The sequence below is a fragment of the Rothia sp. HMSC072B04 genome (assembly GCF_001813725.1).
Taxonomy (GTDB): Bacteria; Actinomycetota; Actinomycetes; order Actinomycetales; family Micrococcaceae; genus Rothia; species Rothia mucilaginosa.
In genome coordinates this window covers 77,990-93,170 of record NZ_KV813812.1, presented here as the reverse complement: position 1 = coordinate 93,170, position 15,181 = coordinate 77,990, and the positions used below count along the sequence as shown (strand labels likewise).

At 61.8% G+C, this 15,181-nt stretch carries 9 protein-coding genes and 1 riboswitch; of the genes, 5 read left to right on the top strand and 4 right to left on the bottom strand.

The window, feature by feature from the left end; all coding sequences use genetic code 11:
- The first annotated feature begins 132 nt into the window (after positions 1-132).
- Positions 133-319, top strand: a riboswitch (TPP riboswitch).
- Complete coding sequence (locus HMPREF2928_RS07810; protein ID WP_210399881.1) at positions 308-2,059, top strand: bifunctional hydroxymethylpyrimidine kinase/phosphomethylpyrimidine kinase; 1,752 nt, start codon at positions 308-310, stop codon at positions 2,057-2,059. Its footprint overlaps the riboswitch before it by 12 nt.
- A 457-nt stretch (positions 2,060-2,516) precedes the next feature.
- On the opposite strand, the gene HMPREF2928_RS07805 is transcribed toward HMPREF2928_RS07810, so the two are convergent.
- The 4 genes from HMPREF2928_RS07805 to HMPREF2928_RS07790 form a co-directional block, all read right to left on the bottom strand.
- Positions 2,517-3,227, bottom strand: coding sequence for a YoaK family protein (locus HMPREF2928_RS07805; protein WP_158676578.1), 711 nt, complete (start codon positions 3,225-3,227; stop codon positions 2,517-2,519).
- Between the two features lie 252 nt (positions 3,228-3,479).
- A complete protein-coding gene (locus HMPREF2928_RS07800) occupies positions 3,480-4,253 on the bottom strand; it encodes a slipin family protein (protein WP_005506196.1) in 774 nt (257 codons plus the stop codon).
- A gap of 287 nt (positions 4,254-4,540) precedes the next feature.
- Complete coding sequence (locus HMPREF2928_RS07795) at positions 4,541-5,383, bottom strand: transposase (RefSeq protein ID WP_070629640.1); 843 nt, start codon at positions 5,381-5,383, stop codon at positions 4,541-4,543.
- Positions 5,384-5,385: 2 nt separating this feature from the next.
- A complete protein-coding gene (locus tag HMPREF2928_RS07790; protein WP_005506188.1) occupies positions 5,386-7,803 on the bottom strand; it encodes a nitric-oxide reductase large subunit in 2,418 nt (805 codons plus the stop codon).
- Between the two features lie 619 nt (positions 7,804-8,422).
- On the opposite strand from HMPREF2928_RS07790, the gene HMPREF2928_RS07785 reads away from it, so the two are divergent.
- From HMPREF2928_RS07785 to HMPREF2928_RS07770, 4 genes are all read left to right on the top strand, one after another.
- Positions 8,423-9,103 carry a lysophospholipid acyltransferase family protein gene (locus HMPREF2928_RS07785; RefSeq protein ID WP_049357039.1) on the top strand — a complete coding sequence of 227 codons (681 nt, stop codon included), beginning with the start codon at positions 8,423-8,425 and terminating at the stop codon, positions 9,101-9,103.
- A gap of 200 nt (positions 9,104-9,303) precedes the next feature.
- A complete protein-coding gene (gene uvrC, locus HMPREF2928_RS07780; RefSeq protein ID WP_005506184.1) occupies positions 9,304-11,244 on the top strand; it encodes an excinuclease ABC subunit UvrC in 1,941 nt (646 codons plus the stop codon).
- A 198-nt stretch (positions 11,245-11,442) separates the two neighbouring features.
- On the top strand, positions 11,443-12,648 hold the full coding sequence (metK, locus tag HMPREF2928_RS07775) for a methionine adenosyltransferase (RefSeq protein WP_049341317.1): 1,206 nt from the start codon (positions 11,443-11,445) through the stop codon (positions 12,646-12,648).
- Positions 12,649-12,681: 33 nt separating this feature from the next.
- A complete protein-coding gene (locus tag HMPREF2928_RS07770; protein ID WP_070688106.1) occupies positions 12,682-15,078 on the top strand; it encodes a primosomal protein N' family DNA-binding protein in 2,397 nt (798 codons plus the stop codon).
- Positions 15,079-15,181: the final 103 nt, after the last annotated feature.

Sequence of the window (15,181 nt, the reverse complement as noted above, 5' to 3'; positions counted from 1 at the left end):
TCCGCACAAGGGTGCGCTGAAATCGGCGGCGGGGAGCCCTCGCCGCAACGCAAGACTTAAACGAAAATTTCGGAGAGATTCACTTGTCACCCGCAAAACTTTCAGTTACTAAGAATCATTGTGATAACCTGGCAGAGCGATATGGGGTGCCTTGAGACGCCCGCGACCCGCTAACCCGCCCAACGAAGGGCTACGGCACAGCGAAGAGCTACAGCACAGCGGGCGCACGAAACGGCGTAAGAACACTCAAGGCTGAGAGAATCACCCATTGAACCTGCTCTAGTTCGAACTAGCGAAGGGATTATCGATGATGGCAGAGCAGCCTACTGCGCCCGCGTGCGCACCCACCAACCCCTCCAACCCTGTACCCGGCGTGAGCGCCTCCGGAAACCCCCGGGCACCCCAGACAGCTCGGGTACCGAGGGTTCTCTCCATTGCGGGAACCGACCCCTCCGGCGGTGCGGGTATTCAGGCGGACCTCAAGTCCATTGCCGCATCCGGCGGTTACGGCATGTGCGTGACCACCTCACTGGTCGCCCAAAACACGTGCGGGGTTCGTGAAGTATTCACCCCGCCCCTGGAATTTTTGACCGCGCAGCTTGCCGCCGTTTTTGATGACGTCACGGTTGACGCCGTGAAAATCGGCATGCTCGGCGACGCAGACACGATCCGCACCGTCCGCACCTGGCTGAGCGAGCACCCCGTGCCCGTGGTCGTGCTCGACCCGGTCATGATTGCTTCTAGCGGTGACCGCCTGCTGCAGGCGGAAGCGGAGCAGGCGCTGCGCGATCTCGTGCCGCTCGTGAATGTGATTACCCCGAACATTCCGGAGCTCGCCGTGCTCTGTGAGAAGGAACCCGCCCAGACTTTCGATGAGGCGCACGAGCAGGCAGCGAACCTTGCGGCGGCGACCGGAACTACCGTGATTGTGAAGGGCGGCCACCTGTGCGGTCAGGACGCCGGTAACACCGCGGTCTTCCCGGACGGCACCTGCGCGCACGTGCGTACCCCGCGTCTGGACAGCCGCAATACGCACGGCACCGGATGCTCCCTGTCCTCCTCGCTGGCAACCCGCCTGGGTGTGGAGCTGCTCCAGCACACCGAAGCCGCAGAACACACTGAAGCCGCAGAACAGAGCGTTCTGACCAGCGAAGACACCCACCGCGCCCTGCAGTGGAGCACCCGCTGGCTCCACGAATCCATTGCCGCAGGTGCCGGTCTGCAGGTCGGCTCCGGTGAGGGCCACGGCCCGGTGGATCACGCCGCCCGTGCCCGCCGTCTGGAGGCTGCCGCCTCCGCGTACCCGTGGCATCACCTGCTCGCCACCACCGACTCTGAGGGCAATACTCTGGACGGCACCAGCCCAGAGCGCCTGCTACCGGTCAGCCCCGTGCCCGCCGGTGAAGCCGTCGTAAAGCCCGCCGGTCCCTGGACCGCCGCCCTCTGGGCAGCCGGTGGCGAAACCTGGCACCAGATCCTGGACCTGCCCTTCGTGCGTGCCCTCGGTGACGGAACCCTCGACGAGGACCTGTTCGCCTTCTACCTGGACCAGGACGCCCTTTACCTGCGCGACTATTCGCGTGCGCTCGCGACTCTCTCGGCACGTGCTGATGCCGCTGAGGCGCAGGTGCACTGGGCCGCCGGTGCGCATGAGGCGATTGCCGCCGAATCGCAGCTGCACGAGGGCTGGCTGGCGAACCGTGCGCGTCTGGGTGGGCCCTCGCCGATTACGATGGGGTACACGAATTTCCTGCGTGCCTCCGCCGCTGGTGATGATTACGTGGTCGGTGCCGCCGCTATCTTGCCCTGCTACTGGCTGTACGAAGAGGTGGGCGCTGTGCTCTCCTCGCAGAATCATGCGGACCACCCGTACGCGGAGTGGCTGAGTATGTACGGTGGCGAAGAGTTCGCCGCCGACGTGGCGCGTAGCCTCGCGGAGGTGGAGCGTGCGTTTGAGGCGGCTTCACCGGCTCAGCGTGTGCGTGCGGCGCGGGCGTACCTGTCGGCGTGCGTGTACGAGCGTGAGTTCTTTGACCAGGCACACCGAGCATTGCGTTAGTTCGTCGGGCGCTGCGCTAGAGGCTCGCGCGGGGTTTGGGACGCCGGTGCTTTAGGTGCCGATTTTGGGGCTGAATACCGCCCCGGCATGGCGTGAGATGGGTGATTGATGCTTCACTCAACCTGCCGCCGGTTCGGGTGCCTTGCCGGTTATGCTTAAGGCGTCGGTGAAAACCGTTAGCGGCAGGATTCCGGCCCTCACCCAACTGGCTGATGTACCTGCCGCGCCCGCACCTCTACGGCGTGTAACCGACCAGTTTGGCCCGTCGCAACCACCTCATCCAACCCCCGCGGCGGGCCAAACGCCTTCCTTCCCAGTTTTCGGGGCTTCGTTTGAAAGCGTGTGGCGTGTAAATCCCGCATAGAAATATCCCGTGCAGATACTCTCATCTGCACGGGATATTTTGCTGTTCTGTTTTCTGCTCTGCCCTCGTCTATAGCCGCAGATTGGGTGAATCTTATGCGCCCTGGTTCTCACGAACCTCTTTCTTTTCCGCCTGGTAGCCGAAGCAGAACGCAGCGCCCGCGATCAGCGCCGCCAACCAGATGGAAAATACGCCAAACCATCGGGTGACAAGCGCCATGAGAATCACGCCAGCTATGAAAGAGGCGACTACGAGAGAGTAATCAATGGCTTTGAGCAGAGCCGTACGGCGCTGTGCCTTCGCCTCATTTTTTGTGTCTCCGTCGGGGGTTTTCCGCGTGAGGTACAGCGAACCGGCGGTGTACCAGGCACTGAGCATTTTGCGCCAGTTGCCGCTGGTCATGAAGAGCGAAAAGGGGTTTTCGCCAATGCGTGTATCCGCGAGGGCGTGAATCATCAGACCGACGGTGAACGCCAGCGCGCCCACCTGAAAGCTATTGCTCAGAGTTCTATCCATGAAGGGTACCGCGAAGCAGACCAGAAGGAACGGCAGGAGTGTGCCGATGCGCCAGTGTCTCATCCGGGCACGTTGACCGAGTAGATCATGAATGAAATGCCCTGCCAGATACCCGAAGCTGAAAAGAATAACGGAGAGCCAGCGCAGGTGCACCACATGCGGTGCGTCACGGTGCAGATCGGCGATGAGCAGAATAAAGTTACCGGTCTGCGTGGCAACGAGCGCTTCATAGTGGATGTGCGAGAAGACGTCCACTGCGCCGCCCAGGGAGGCGAGGAGCAGAGCCATGACGCGCCCGTAGCGTCGAGGTGCTGGGATGCGGTGTAGCATCTCGCGGAGGTGGTGTAGCATGCGCCTTCTCTCACGGTGGGTGGGTCTGTGCGTAGCAGTAATGCCGCTGGTTCCATGCTACGGCATAAGTCAGCAGGGTACCGGAGAGGATAAGCACCCCGCCGGGTAACCCCTGTTAAAGCGAAGGCCCCGAGCAGGTGTCTGCTCGGGGCCTGCATACTATTCGGTTTTTAGCTCGGGGAGAGTAGCTTACTTGCTCTCGCCCTTGAGTGCACCCACGAGCGGACCAATCACGTCCATGGGCAGCGGGAAGACCACGGTCGAGTTCTGGTCGGCACCCAGCTCCAGCAGGGTCTGCAGGTAACGCAGCTGCAGGGAGGCGGGGGACTGGCTCAGAATGTCGGATGCTTCCTTCAGCTCGCTGGAGGCCTCCAGCTCACCGCGTGCCGAAATGATCTTTGCGCGGCGCTCACGCTCAGCCTCAGCCTCGCGAGCCATGGCGCGCTGCATAGCCTCGGGAATCTCAACGTCCTTAATTTCGACGAGCTCCACCTGAATACCCCACGGCTCGGTGCGGGAACCGATGATGGAACGCAGGTCCTCGTTCAGGTCCTCGCGGTGTGCGAGCAGGGTGTCCAGGTCAACGCGGCCGAGCAGGGAACGCAGGGTGGTCTGCGCAATCTGGCTGGTGGCAATCGGGTAGTTCTCAACCTCAAGCACGGCGTTCTTGGCGTTGGTCACGCGGAAGAGGACCACGGCGTTCACGCGGGCGGGAACGTTGTCCTTGGTGATGACTTCCTGCGGGGGAATGGTCAGGGTGATAACACGCATATCAACGCGCTGCAGGGAGTCAACGAGGGGGAAGACGACGTTCAGGCCGGGCTTCAGCTCCGAACGCAGGTGACCGAAGCGGAAAGAGATGCCACGCTCGTATTCGGGGATGACGCGGAACATACGAATCAGAATAAAAAGAACAATGACGGCAACTGGGATGAGGATAGTTGCCAAAGTGACGGGATCCATGGTTTTCCTTCACAAATATTGGGGGAGGACGGTATGTGTGCCCACCTGCCCGCGCCTCGTACGGTGCAGGTAGTAGGGGGTGCCCGGTAACCGGGCTGTGTGTGGGGGAGTCTTGGGAGGGGAATTTTCCGTCCCGGCGTACCTCGCGGCGGTCGGTGCTTTAGCGGCACCCCGCATGGAAAACTCAAAAGAGGAATAAAAGAGAATTCCATGCAGGGTGGCCGCCGAAGCTAACAGACGGAACCAATCGACCGGTCAGCCGCCGGAACGGAAAAACTTGTGCAGCGCTACTTCTTCGCCATCTGCTCTGCCAGCTTTTCAGCAGCCTCAACCTCAGCCAGGTTCTGCTCCTGCAGGACCTCGTTCGTGGTCTTGTGCAGTCGCTTAACCGAGGTGCCGGTGCCGCTCCATGCGGGGCGGTCCGGGTCGAGGGCAGAGGTACGAACCGGCAGGGTTGCCTCCGCAATCATCTGCTTGCGGGTCTGCTCGGTACGGCGCTTACGCTCATTCGACACGCCACCCCACTTCGCCGCGAAACGGTCCATCTTCACGTTCACCGATTCATCAGCGGTGGATGCGTGAATATGCTTCGGATCGTTCTCGAAGTTCGCGGGGGAACGCATGAGCTTCACAGCCAGCGGGTAGGTCAGCGACAGGCAGACCACCGCGGCGGCACCCTCCACCAGAAGCTCCAGCGGGGAGTGCCAGACGATGGCGGCACCAATCAGGATGACCACACCCAGCAGCGACACGGCAACCGCGAGCCCGCGGTGGAAACGACCCGACTCGGAGTAGGGCCATTCATCCACTTCGCGGGTGAGCTCGCGGCCGTTCGCCGAGACGGTGCAGCTGTCCTTAATCGGGCAGGTGTTGCACACGCTGGGCTTGGCGCGGTAACGCATCACTCGGTTGTCCGAGTCGAATGCGGTCGCCCACAGCCACTGGTCTTCGGGGCAGAGCCACGCGTCGCTCTCTTCGTGGTAGGTGAACCCGAAGGTTCGCGCCGCCACCATGCGCTGGCTGGTGCGCTTGGCGAGAATATCGAAGCCCCAACCCACGGCGACCAGGCCGAGCGCGTACACGCAGGCCAGCCACACGAGGAAAGAAACTCCAGCAATCTGCTCAGGCATGGTTAGCCTCGACGATCGCTACGGTAGGGGCTGGTCTGCTCGGGCAGCTCCTCGGCAGCCTTAGCGCCGGCGAACTCTGCGATGCGAGCGTCCTCAACCACCTCGTACAGCGGCGGTTCGGGCAGCTCCAGGACGGTTTCCTTAGCGTTCTTGGAGAAGATCTCCTTGATACCCAGCAGCGCCAGCTTAATCAGCGGGATAATGCCGACCAGGAAGATCACGTCACCGGGCATACGCATCCAACCCATCACAGCGGAAGCACCGTCGTGAATGAACGCGAAGGAACGAGCCTCGTAGTAGCCTTCACCCACGGACTTGTACAGCTGAGCAATACCCAGCGGCAGCAGCGAGATGAAGGACATCCACAGCAGACCAATATTCAGGGTCCAGAAGGAGAACTTCAGACCCTTCTCAGGCCACTTGTCCTCAGGGATCAGGTAGCGCAGACCAAACACCGCGAACGCGATTGCGAGCATACCGTACACACCCATCATGGATGCGTGTGCGTGGTTTGCGGTCAGTGCCGTACCAATCTCGAAGTAGGACACGATCGGCAGGTTAATCAGGAAGCCGAACACACCTGCGCCGAGGAAGTTCCAGAAGCCCACAGCAATCAGGAACATAACAGCCCAACGGTGCGGGAAAGGCTTGGTGCGGTTGGAGTACTGGCGAGCACCCAGCTGCATGAAGCCCCACGCCTCAACGGTCAGGAAGGTCAGCGGGATAACCTCAGCAGCCGAGAAGAACGCACCGAATGCCATCTGCTCGGAGGGGGTACCGACGAAGTAGGTGTGGTGCAGAGTACCGATCACACCACCGACGGAGTAGAGCACGGCGTCCATCATGATGATGGAGATTGCGATGCGCTCGCGGACCACACCGAGCAGCACGAAGATGTACGCCACCATGACGGTGGTGAACAGTTCGAGGAAGTCCTCCACCCAGAGGTGAACCACCCAGAATCGCCAGAACTCGGCGACGGTCACGTGAGTACGCTGACCTGCGAGCAGGCCGACCGCGTAGAACATGGGGATGGCGAGGCCGGAGAAGAGGAATAGCCACGGCAGGGAGGTCTTCTTCGAGCCCTTCAGGCGAGCGGAGAGGGTACGCCAGACGATGACAATCCAGATGAACATACCCGCGGTGAGCAGGATCTGGAAGAATCGCGGCAGGTCCAGGAACTCCCACTGCTGCGAGAAGAAGCCGGTGAATTCCTTGGGGATGAGGCCCTTCTGAGAGAACCATTCGTTCAGCAGCGAGCCGAGGACCACGAAGACCACGGCGCCGATGAGAACATAGGTGAGCAGACCCTGCTTCTTGGGTTCGCGGCGGGTAATCAGCGGGGCGATGAAGATACCGCCCGCCAGGAACGCGCCTGCGGTCCAGAAGAGGGAGAGCTGAAGGTGCCAGGTTCGGGATACCGTGTAGGGCAGCAACTGGCCCATGTCGATACCGAAGAATCCGGTGAGTTCTTCACGGTAGTGCTCGGTGAGCGCACCCACCAGAGCCTGCAGCAGGAACAGCACCAGGATCGTTGCGAAGAGCAGGCAGGCTGCCTTCTGCGAGGGGGTCAGGCGAACTTCGTCGGGCTGACGGAAGTCGAGGACGGGTGCCTCTTCCGCGTGCCAGCCGATAGCGCGGGACCAGCGGCCGTAGATAGCGAACATCAGACCGGTACCACCGATGAGGGCAATCAGGGAGAGTGCCGACCAGACCATCAGATCCGCGGTGGGCTTGTTGTCCACGTTGGGTTCGGAGGGCCAGTTGTTGGTGTAGGAGTAGGGCTGGTCGGGGCGGTCTGCCGCCGATGCCCATGCGGTCCAGCCGAAGAATGCGACGATGTCGTGCAGTTCTTCGTCGTTCTTAATGGCGTTGGGGAACAGGCCCTGCGAGGTGTCACCCTTCATCAGGGTTTCGCGGTAGTGCTTGAGCATGAGCTGGTAGCCCTTGGTCTCACCAGCGGACCAGGTGATGGTCTTAGTCTGCTCGTCGTACTTGTTCTCCTTGCGCCACTCGTTCTTGACGAGTTCGCGGGGGTCCTGCTTGCCCTGTTCACGGTACTCCTTGACGGCAGCATCGGTGGTCAGGCGCAGGTATTCTGCAGTGTAGTCGGGGCCGAGGTAGGCACCGTGGCCGAGGACGGATCCGTACTGCTGCAGGCCGCGTCCCTGGAACAGTTCCTGACCGTGCAGGATCTGTTCTTGGGTTGCGATAGTTTTGCCGTCGTTGCCGACGATTTTATCGGGGAGCGGCATGGAGAGTGCGTAGGTGCGCATTGCAAGGACTGCCATGATGGTGAAGCCCAGGAGCATCACAAACGCAACAGCCTGTACCCAGCCTTTTCCGGCATAGGCACCGACCGTGTCTGAGCGGCGGGCAATCTTTGCTGCCTGCGCACGCGAGACGGGTTTTGTAGCCATAGTGTATGTCTCCAGTGTGCGTGGAATTTGTAGGTGGAGTGGTCCCGACGCACATCCGCTGGAGGGGCGGCTCACTATGTTCAGGGTGAATCGTCCTTGAGGGAGGTGCGACAGCCCACCCTTGTTTCATTTTTGCATATTAAATGCGTATTTATAAAACTTTGCTGACGTAGCGTCATAATGTGACACGGCTATTTGACGGGGAAATCAGTAATCATAAGGCGGAAAACCTGAAATATTACGTTGAGGTTGAATCCTTAGCTTCCGTGGCTACTTACCCGCCTGCAACGGGGAAGGAGGCGGTGGGGCGAAAGTCATGCAGGCTCCCCCAGCTGGAGCTTCTACTCGGGCTCTTGCCGGGCCTCTCGCTGGAATTGTTGGCGGGAGGCGCATCCCAGCATGTGGAAGGGGAGCGCGGCACCTTCCACGTACCTACACTCGTGTGTGGAATAATAAAACCCGACGCTACTAAACACAGTACAAATTTTTGCGGTACAGATTATTGCAGTACAGATTTTGTGCTCTTTGGCGGCGTATATTCAGAAGGGGTCACTCACCCCGCATCCACGGCGGGTCGCCGCCACAGCCCGCAATCTATCGGCACCTCAGGAGAGTTCACGTGCTTCTCTACAAATCCACCCAGAAAGCAATCACCGGAATCCTGCGCACCGTCTTCCGCGCCCGCGTGACCGGACTCGAAAACTTCCCCGCCAACGGCCCGGTGATTGTCGCCTCCAACCACCTGTCCTTCCTGGACTCCATCATTATTTCCGCCATGATGCCGCGCCGCGTGGCGTTCCTCGCCAAGGCTGAGTACGTGAACACCCCCGGCCCGCGCGGCAAGATGATGAAGGCATTCTTCGAAGCCGTGGATATTATTCCCGTGAACCGCTCCGACCGTTCCGAATCGCTCAAGGCGCTCGACATTGCCCTGGAGAAGCTACAGGAGGGTAAGGTCTTCGGCATTTACCCCGAGGGCACCCGCTCCCGCGACGGCTACCTGTACCGCGGCAAGATTGGTGTGGCGTGGCTGGCGCACATGACCGGCGCGCCCGTGGTTCCGGTTGGTCTGATTGGCACCGACCGCCTGCAGAAGCCCGGCTCGAACATGATTTACCCGCGCCGCTTCACGATTCGTGTGGGCAAGCCGCTTTACTTTGAGAAGACCGGTGAGAAGATGACCGGCAAGCAGCGCCGCGTCACCACCGACACGATCATGGATGAGATTGCTCAGCTGTCCGGTCAGGCGCGAAAGCATGAGTACAACGTTTCGCCCTCAGCCGCACGTGACGCAGGCTAGGGCACTCGCCGCCTATACCGCGTAGACTTAAACCGCGCATTCACGCACCGACCCCCGCGTTATGGGGGAGATGGGTGTAGGATGCGCGGTTTGTCGTATGCGCGAGCCTGGGATGACCCCGGTAGCCCAGCAGTGGCAACCCCGCACCGACCCCCGTAGAGAAGCACCGTCAAGCCCAGTAGAGCGAGGAGAAAGTACCCATGGCAGAGCCTTCCAGCTACCGCCCCGCCCCCGGCGAAATCCCCACCGACCCGGGCGTTTACCGTTTCCGCGATGCCGACGGCCGCGTCATCTACGTGGGCAAGGCGAAGAACCTGCGCAACCGCCTCAACAGCTATTTTGCGTCCCCGCAGACGCTGAGCCCGAAGACCTACGCGATGGTGCATACAGCGGCGAGCGTGGAGTGGACCGTGGTGGCGAGCGAGATGGAATCGCTGCAGCTTGAATACACCTGGATTAAGGAGTTTTCGCCGCGCTTCAACATTGCGTTCCGCGACGATAAGTCGTACCCGTACCTGGCGATTACCGTCAATGACGTGTACCCGCGCGCGATGGTCACTCGCGGCGAGCGCCGTAAGGGCGTGCGCTATTTTGGCCCGTATTCGCAGGCGTGGGCGATTCGTGAAACCCTGGATGCGCTGCTGCGCGTGTTCCCGGTGCGCACCTGCACGAACGGCGTGTTTAACCGCGCGAAGAATAGCGGCCGCCCGTGCCTGCTCGGTTATATCGATAAGTGCGCGGCGCCGTGCGTGGGCAAGATTAGCGCCGAGGAGCACCGCGAGTTGGCGCGCGGGCTGACCCGGTTTATGGGTGGTGGCGCTGAGAAGCATATCGCCCAGTTGACCGCGGAAATGAAGGCCGCCGCAGCTGATATGGACTTTGAGCGTGCCGCGATTCTTCGTGACGATATTGCCGCGCTGACTAAGGCGTTTGAGCGTAACGCCGTGGTGCTTGGCGCGACCGTGGATGCCGACCTGTTCGCCTATGCTGAGGACGATCTGGAGGCATCCGTTCAGGTGTTCTTCGTGCGCGGCGGCAGGATCCGCGGCCAGCGCGGCTGGATCGTGGAGAAGGTCAACGACAGCACCGATGCGCAGCTCATTGAGCAGCTGATCGCGCAGGTGTACAGCGATATTGCGGCGAGCCTCGCCTCCCAGAAGGACGCCGAGAAGAGCCTGAACAGCTACGATATTCCGCGTTCCGTGCTCGTGCCGGTGGAGCCCGAGAATAAGGAGCAGCTGGCGTCCTGGCTGGCGGAGGTGCGCGGCGGGCCCGTGGAGATTAGCGTCCCGCAGCGCGGCGACAAGGCAGAACTCATGAAGACGGTCGCCGAGAATGCGCGCCAGTCGCTGACCCTGCACAAGAGCCGCCGTGCCGGTGATTTGACCACCCGTAGCGCTTCCCTCGTGGAGCTGCAGGAGGCGCTGGAGCTACCGGACCCGCTGCTGCGCATCGAGTGCTACGACATTTCGCATGTGCAGGGCACGAACGTGGTTGCGTCCATGGTCGTCTTTGAGGACGGCATGCCCGCGAAGAACGCCTACCGCACCTACAGCATTACCGGCGACGCCGCGCGTGACGATACCGCCAGCATGTACGACGTCATTACGCGCCGCTTCAAGAGGCACCTGGCGCAGCAGGCGGAACGCGAAGCCGCGCCCGTGCACTCCGGCGAGATTGACGCCTCCACGCCCGAGCCTGCGAAGTTCGCCTACCCGCCGAACCTGGTGCTCGTGGACGGCGGCCCGCCGCAGGTGGCTGCCGCATCCGCCGCGCTGAGCGACCTGGGCATTACGGACGTGTACGTCGCCGGCATCGCTAAGCGCCTGGAGGAACTGTGGCTGCCGGACGACGACTACCCGGTCGTGCTGCCGCGCACCTCGCAGGCGCTGTACCTGGTGCAGCGCATCCGCGATGAGGCGCACCGTTTCGCTATCACCTTCCACCGTTCCAAGCGTGGTAAGGCGATGGTTGCCTCCGCCCTGGATGAGGTGCCCGGTCTGGGCGAGGTGAAGCGTTCCGCGTTGATTAAGCATTTCGGGTCGGTGGCTCAGATTAAGCAGGCGAGCGCCGAGGAGCTGACGGCGGTGCCGGGTATTGGTCCGGCGTTGGCCCAGAAGATTCTGGCGGCGCTGACCTAATCCTCTGGCTGGTGCTGGCCTAAGTGCCTGCTGGCGCTGACCTAATCCTCTGGCTGGCGCTGGGTGAAGGCCCGCCCGGGGTGTGAACGTAGCACCCCGCCTCGTAATGGCGCTTAACAAACGTGTCATAATTGAAGGAAACCGTCATCATTACGAGCGCGCTATCTTCGCGCGCCCTCAACCAGTAGAGTGGAAACCGTGAGTAATAACCATCTGCGCCTATTCACCAGCGAGTCGGTGACTGAAGGCCACCCCGATAAGATTTGTGACCAGATTTCTGACGCCATCCTTGACGGCATCATCGCCCAGGATCCCGCAGCGAACGTTGCTGTGGAGACCATGGTGACCACCGGGCAGGTGCACGTTGCGGGTGAGGTGACCACCTCCAGCTACGTCGAAATCCCCTCCATCGTGCGCGAGACCATTCTGGGCATCGGCTACGATTCCTCCACCCGCGGCTTCGACGGCGAGTTCTGCGGCGTGTCCGTGTCCATTGGCGAGCAGTCCCCGGACATTAACGCCGGCGTGTACGAGTCCCTCGAGGTTCGTCAGGGTATTGCTGCTGACGAGTACGACCGCCAGGGTGCGGGCGACCAGGGCATCATGTTCGGTTACGCATCCAACGAGACCAACGTGCTGATGCCCGCCCCGATTTGGCTGGCGCACCGCCTCTCTGAGCGTCTGACCAAGGTCCGTAAGGACGGCCTGCTGACCGAGCTGCGCCCCGACGGCAAGACTCAGGTGACCCTCGGCTACGATTCGAACAACAACCCCGTCTCCGTGGACACCGTGGTTGTTTCGAGCCAGCACACCGCAAGCTACGACCTGGCTGACCTGCGTGCAGACATTGAGAAGCACGTTATTGCACCGGTTCTGGGTAGCGTCGACCTGGATTCCTCCAACGCTAAGTTCATTGTGAACCCCGCTGGCCGCTTCGTTCAGGGTGGCCCCGTGGGTGATGCGGGCCTGACCGGCCGCAAGATTATTGTGGACACCTACGGCGGTTCGGCTCGTCACGGTGGTGGCGCGTTCTCCGGTAAGGACCCGTCGAAGGTGGACCGTTCCGCAGCGTACGCAATGCGTTGGGTTGCGAAGAACATTGTGGGTGCCGGTCTTGCCGACCGCGCCGAGGTTCAGGTTGCGTACGCTATCGGCCAGGCAGCGCCGGTCGGTCTGTACGTTGAAACCTTCGGTACCGAGAAGGTCGACCCGATCAAGATTGAGAAGGCTGTGCGTGAGGTCTTCGACCTGCGCCCGCTGGCAATCATTAACGAACTGGATCTGCGCCGCCCGATTTACAAGAAGACCGCAGCTCACGGCCACTTCGGTCGTACCGAGCCGGAATTCACCTGGGAGCGTCTGAACCGCGTGGATGCACTGCGTTCGGCAGTGTCCTCCTCCTAATATCTGTCAGGGTAGAGGAGCACGCTGATTCGGGTGACTCAGAGCAGTTCTGAATCGAACTCTTCGGCACCGTTGGGTGCTCAGCAGGAATCCCTGCAACAGCTTGACCTGTTGCAGGGATTTCCTGCTCTTCGTGATGCCCTGATTCCGGCTACCCCGGAGCCGGTAAACGTTGCCGCCGAGTTGGAGGCGAGCGGCGTGCCGAACCCTGTGGCGCGTGTGCGCGTGGACAGCACCCTGCCGCAGGTGGACCGCACGTTTGATTACCGCGTGCCCGCCGAGCTGAGTGAGGATGCGGTGCCCGGCGCCCGCGTGCGCGTGCTGTTCAACGGCCACGAGCTGACCGGTTACATTGAGGAGCGCGCCGCCACGACTGATTGGACGCGCACCTCGCTGCTGCCGCTCAAGTCGGTGCTGTCGCGTGTGCCCTCTGTTGCGCCCGAAATTTTTGCGCTTGCCGAGGCGCTTGCTGACCGTTACGCCTCCACGGTGGCGAACGTGCTACGCCTGGCGGTGCCGCCGCGCATTGCCGCGCTGGATAAGAAGTACGCGCCTCTTCTGCCGGGGTACGAGTCGGCGTATTTGGGTGATTCTGCCCCGGTAAGCACTTCCGATGCTCCCGAGAACGCGGCTCCGGAGCACGCGGAATCTGAGCCTTCTACCGCCGCCGCTGCCTCCAGTGCCGCTGTCTCCAGCGCTACCGACCCGTACGCGTGGCTTGCCACCCCCGGCGCGCCCGCACCCTTCGTGCTGGACCCGCCGGCGCTGAACCCGGACGCGCCGGATGCCGCCTCCGTCTTCTCTGATTACGAGAACGGCGCGGAGTTCATTGAAGATGTTGCTGCCGGTGCTGCGACTCGCGCCGTGATGACGGTTCTTCCCGGCCACCTGGAGCACACGTGGGCGGATGTTTTGGCGACCGCACTCGCGGCTGCTGCTACCAGTGGTCGCGGCGCTATTGCGGTGGTTCCGACCGCTAAGAACCTGGATCTTCTGGAGGCGGCGCTCGCCGAGCGTCTACCGGCTGACGCGTTTGTGCGTTTGAGTTCTGATTCGACTCCGCATACTCGCTATCACGGTTTTGTGAAGGCGCGTTTGGGTCGGGTGCCGGTGGTGATTGGTACCCGCGCGGCGGCATACGCGCCGGTGGCGAACCTGGGCCTGGTGGTGTGCTGGGATGACGGCGATTCTTCGCTGGTGGAGCAGCGCGCCCCGTATTGTCATGCCCGTGATGTGTTGCTTCTGCGTGCTTCTGCTGAGAATACTGCGGCGCTGTTTGCCGGGTTCAGCATGAGTAGTGAGGCGGCGCGTCTGGTGCGTACCCGTTGGGCGTCTCATGTGCGTGCGCCGCGTGCGTTGGTGCGTGATTATTCGCCGCGTATTTTTTCGACGGGTTCGGAGTTTGAGTTGGCGCGTGACCCGTTAGCGGCGATGGCGCGTATTCCGCACCTGGCGTTTGAGCATGCTCGTCGGGCGTTGGCGCGTGGTCCTGTGTTGGTGCAGGTGGCGCGTAGCGGTTATATTCCGTCGTTTTCGTGTGAGCGTTGCCGCATGCCGGCGCGTTGTGGCGAGTGTAGTGGGCCTTTGTCGGTGGCTTCGGGTTCGTCGGTTCCGTCGTGTTCGTGGTGCGGTCATTTGGCGCAGCAGTGGCGTTGTTCTGAGTGTGGTTTTACGCATTGGCGTTATTCGGCGGCGGGTGCGACTCGTACTGCTGAGGAGTTGGGCCGTGCGTTCCCGAATGTTCCGGTGATTTCTTCGGCGGGTGACCATGTGCGCGCGTCGGTTGGTCCTGAGCCTGCGTTGGTGGTGGCGACTCCGGGTGCTGAGCCGGTGGCTTTTGGCGGCTATGCGGCGGCGCTTCTTCTGGATGCCGATAAGATGCTTCGTTTTGATTCGTTGCGTGCTCCGGAGGCGGCGTTGCGTCGCTGGCTGAATGCGGCGGCGTTGGTTCGTCCGGCGGCTCTTGAGGGTACGGTGGTGACGACTGCTTCGCCGTCGCCGGTGGAGCAGGCGCTGGTGCGTTGGGATCCGGCGTGGTTTGCACGTGAGGAGCTGGAGGAGCGCGCTCAGACGGGTCTGCCTCCGGCGGTTCGTACGGCTGCGGTGACCGGCGCGGAGGCGGATGTTCGCGCCTTCATGGAGGAGTTCTTGGGCTCTTCTGCGCTGCCGGAGCGGGTGCGTGAGCAGTTGCGTATTGTGGGTCCGGTTCCTCTGGATCAGGGGTATTTTGCCTGGTCGGAGTCTCTTGAGGAGGATTCTGAGGAGGCGCCGGTTCAGGGCGATTGGCGTACCCTGATGTTTTTCTCGTATGGCATTGCTCAGCAGGTGACTCGTGAGTTGCGTGCTACGCGTGCAACGATTGCGGCGTTGAAGAAGAACGTGGGGGAGCGCCCGGTTCAGATTCGCTGTGACGGCCTGGACGTGCTGTGATTTTCTAGTCGTGCTGTAGTGTTCTAGTGAGGGGCAGGTTTGTCCCGGGTTGGGCGTTGGCACGCGGGTTTGCGGGTGCGCTGTGCGCAGAGGCGAGGAGGTG

Excerpts from the sequence above, each read along its gene's own strand:
- HMPREF2928_RS07810 (WP_210399881.1), top strand. The coding sequence starts at position 308 with ATGATGGCAGAGCAGCCTACTGCGCCCGCGTGCGCACCCACCAACCCC.
- HMPREF2928_RS07805 (WP_158676578.1), bottom strand. The coding sequence starts at position 3,227 with ATGGCTCTGCTCCTCGCCTCCCTGGGCGGCGCAGTGGACGTCTTCTCG.
- HMPREF2928_RS07800 (WP_005506196.1), bottom strand. The coding sequence starts at position 4,253 with ATGGATCCCGTCACTTTGGCAACTATCCTCATCCCAGTTGCCGTCATT.
- HMPREF2928_RS07795 (WP_070629640.1), bottom strand. The coding sequence starts at position 5,383 with ATGCCTGAGCAGATTGCTGGAGTTTCTTTCCTCGTGTGGCTGGCCTGC.
- HMPREF2928_RS07790 (WP_005506188.1), bottom strand. The coding sequence starts at position 7,803 with ATGGCTACAAAACCCGTCTCGCGTGCGCAGGCAGCAAAGATTGCCCGC.
- uvrC (WP_005506184.1), top strand. The coding sequence starts at position 9,304 with ATGGCAGAGCCTTCCAGCTACCGCCCCGCCCCCGGCGAAATCCCCACC.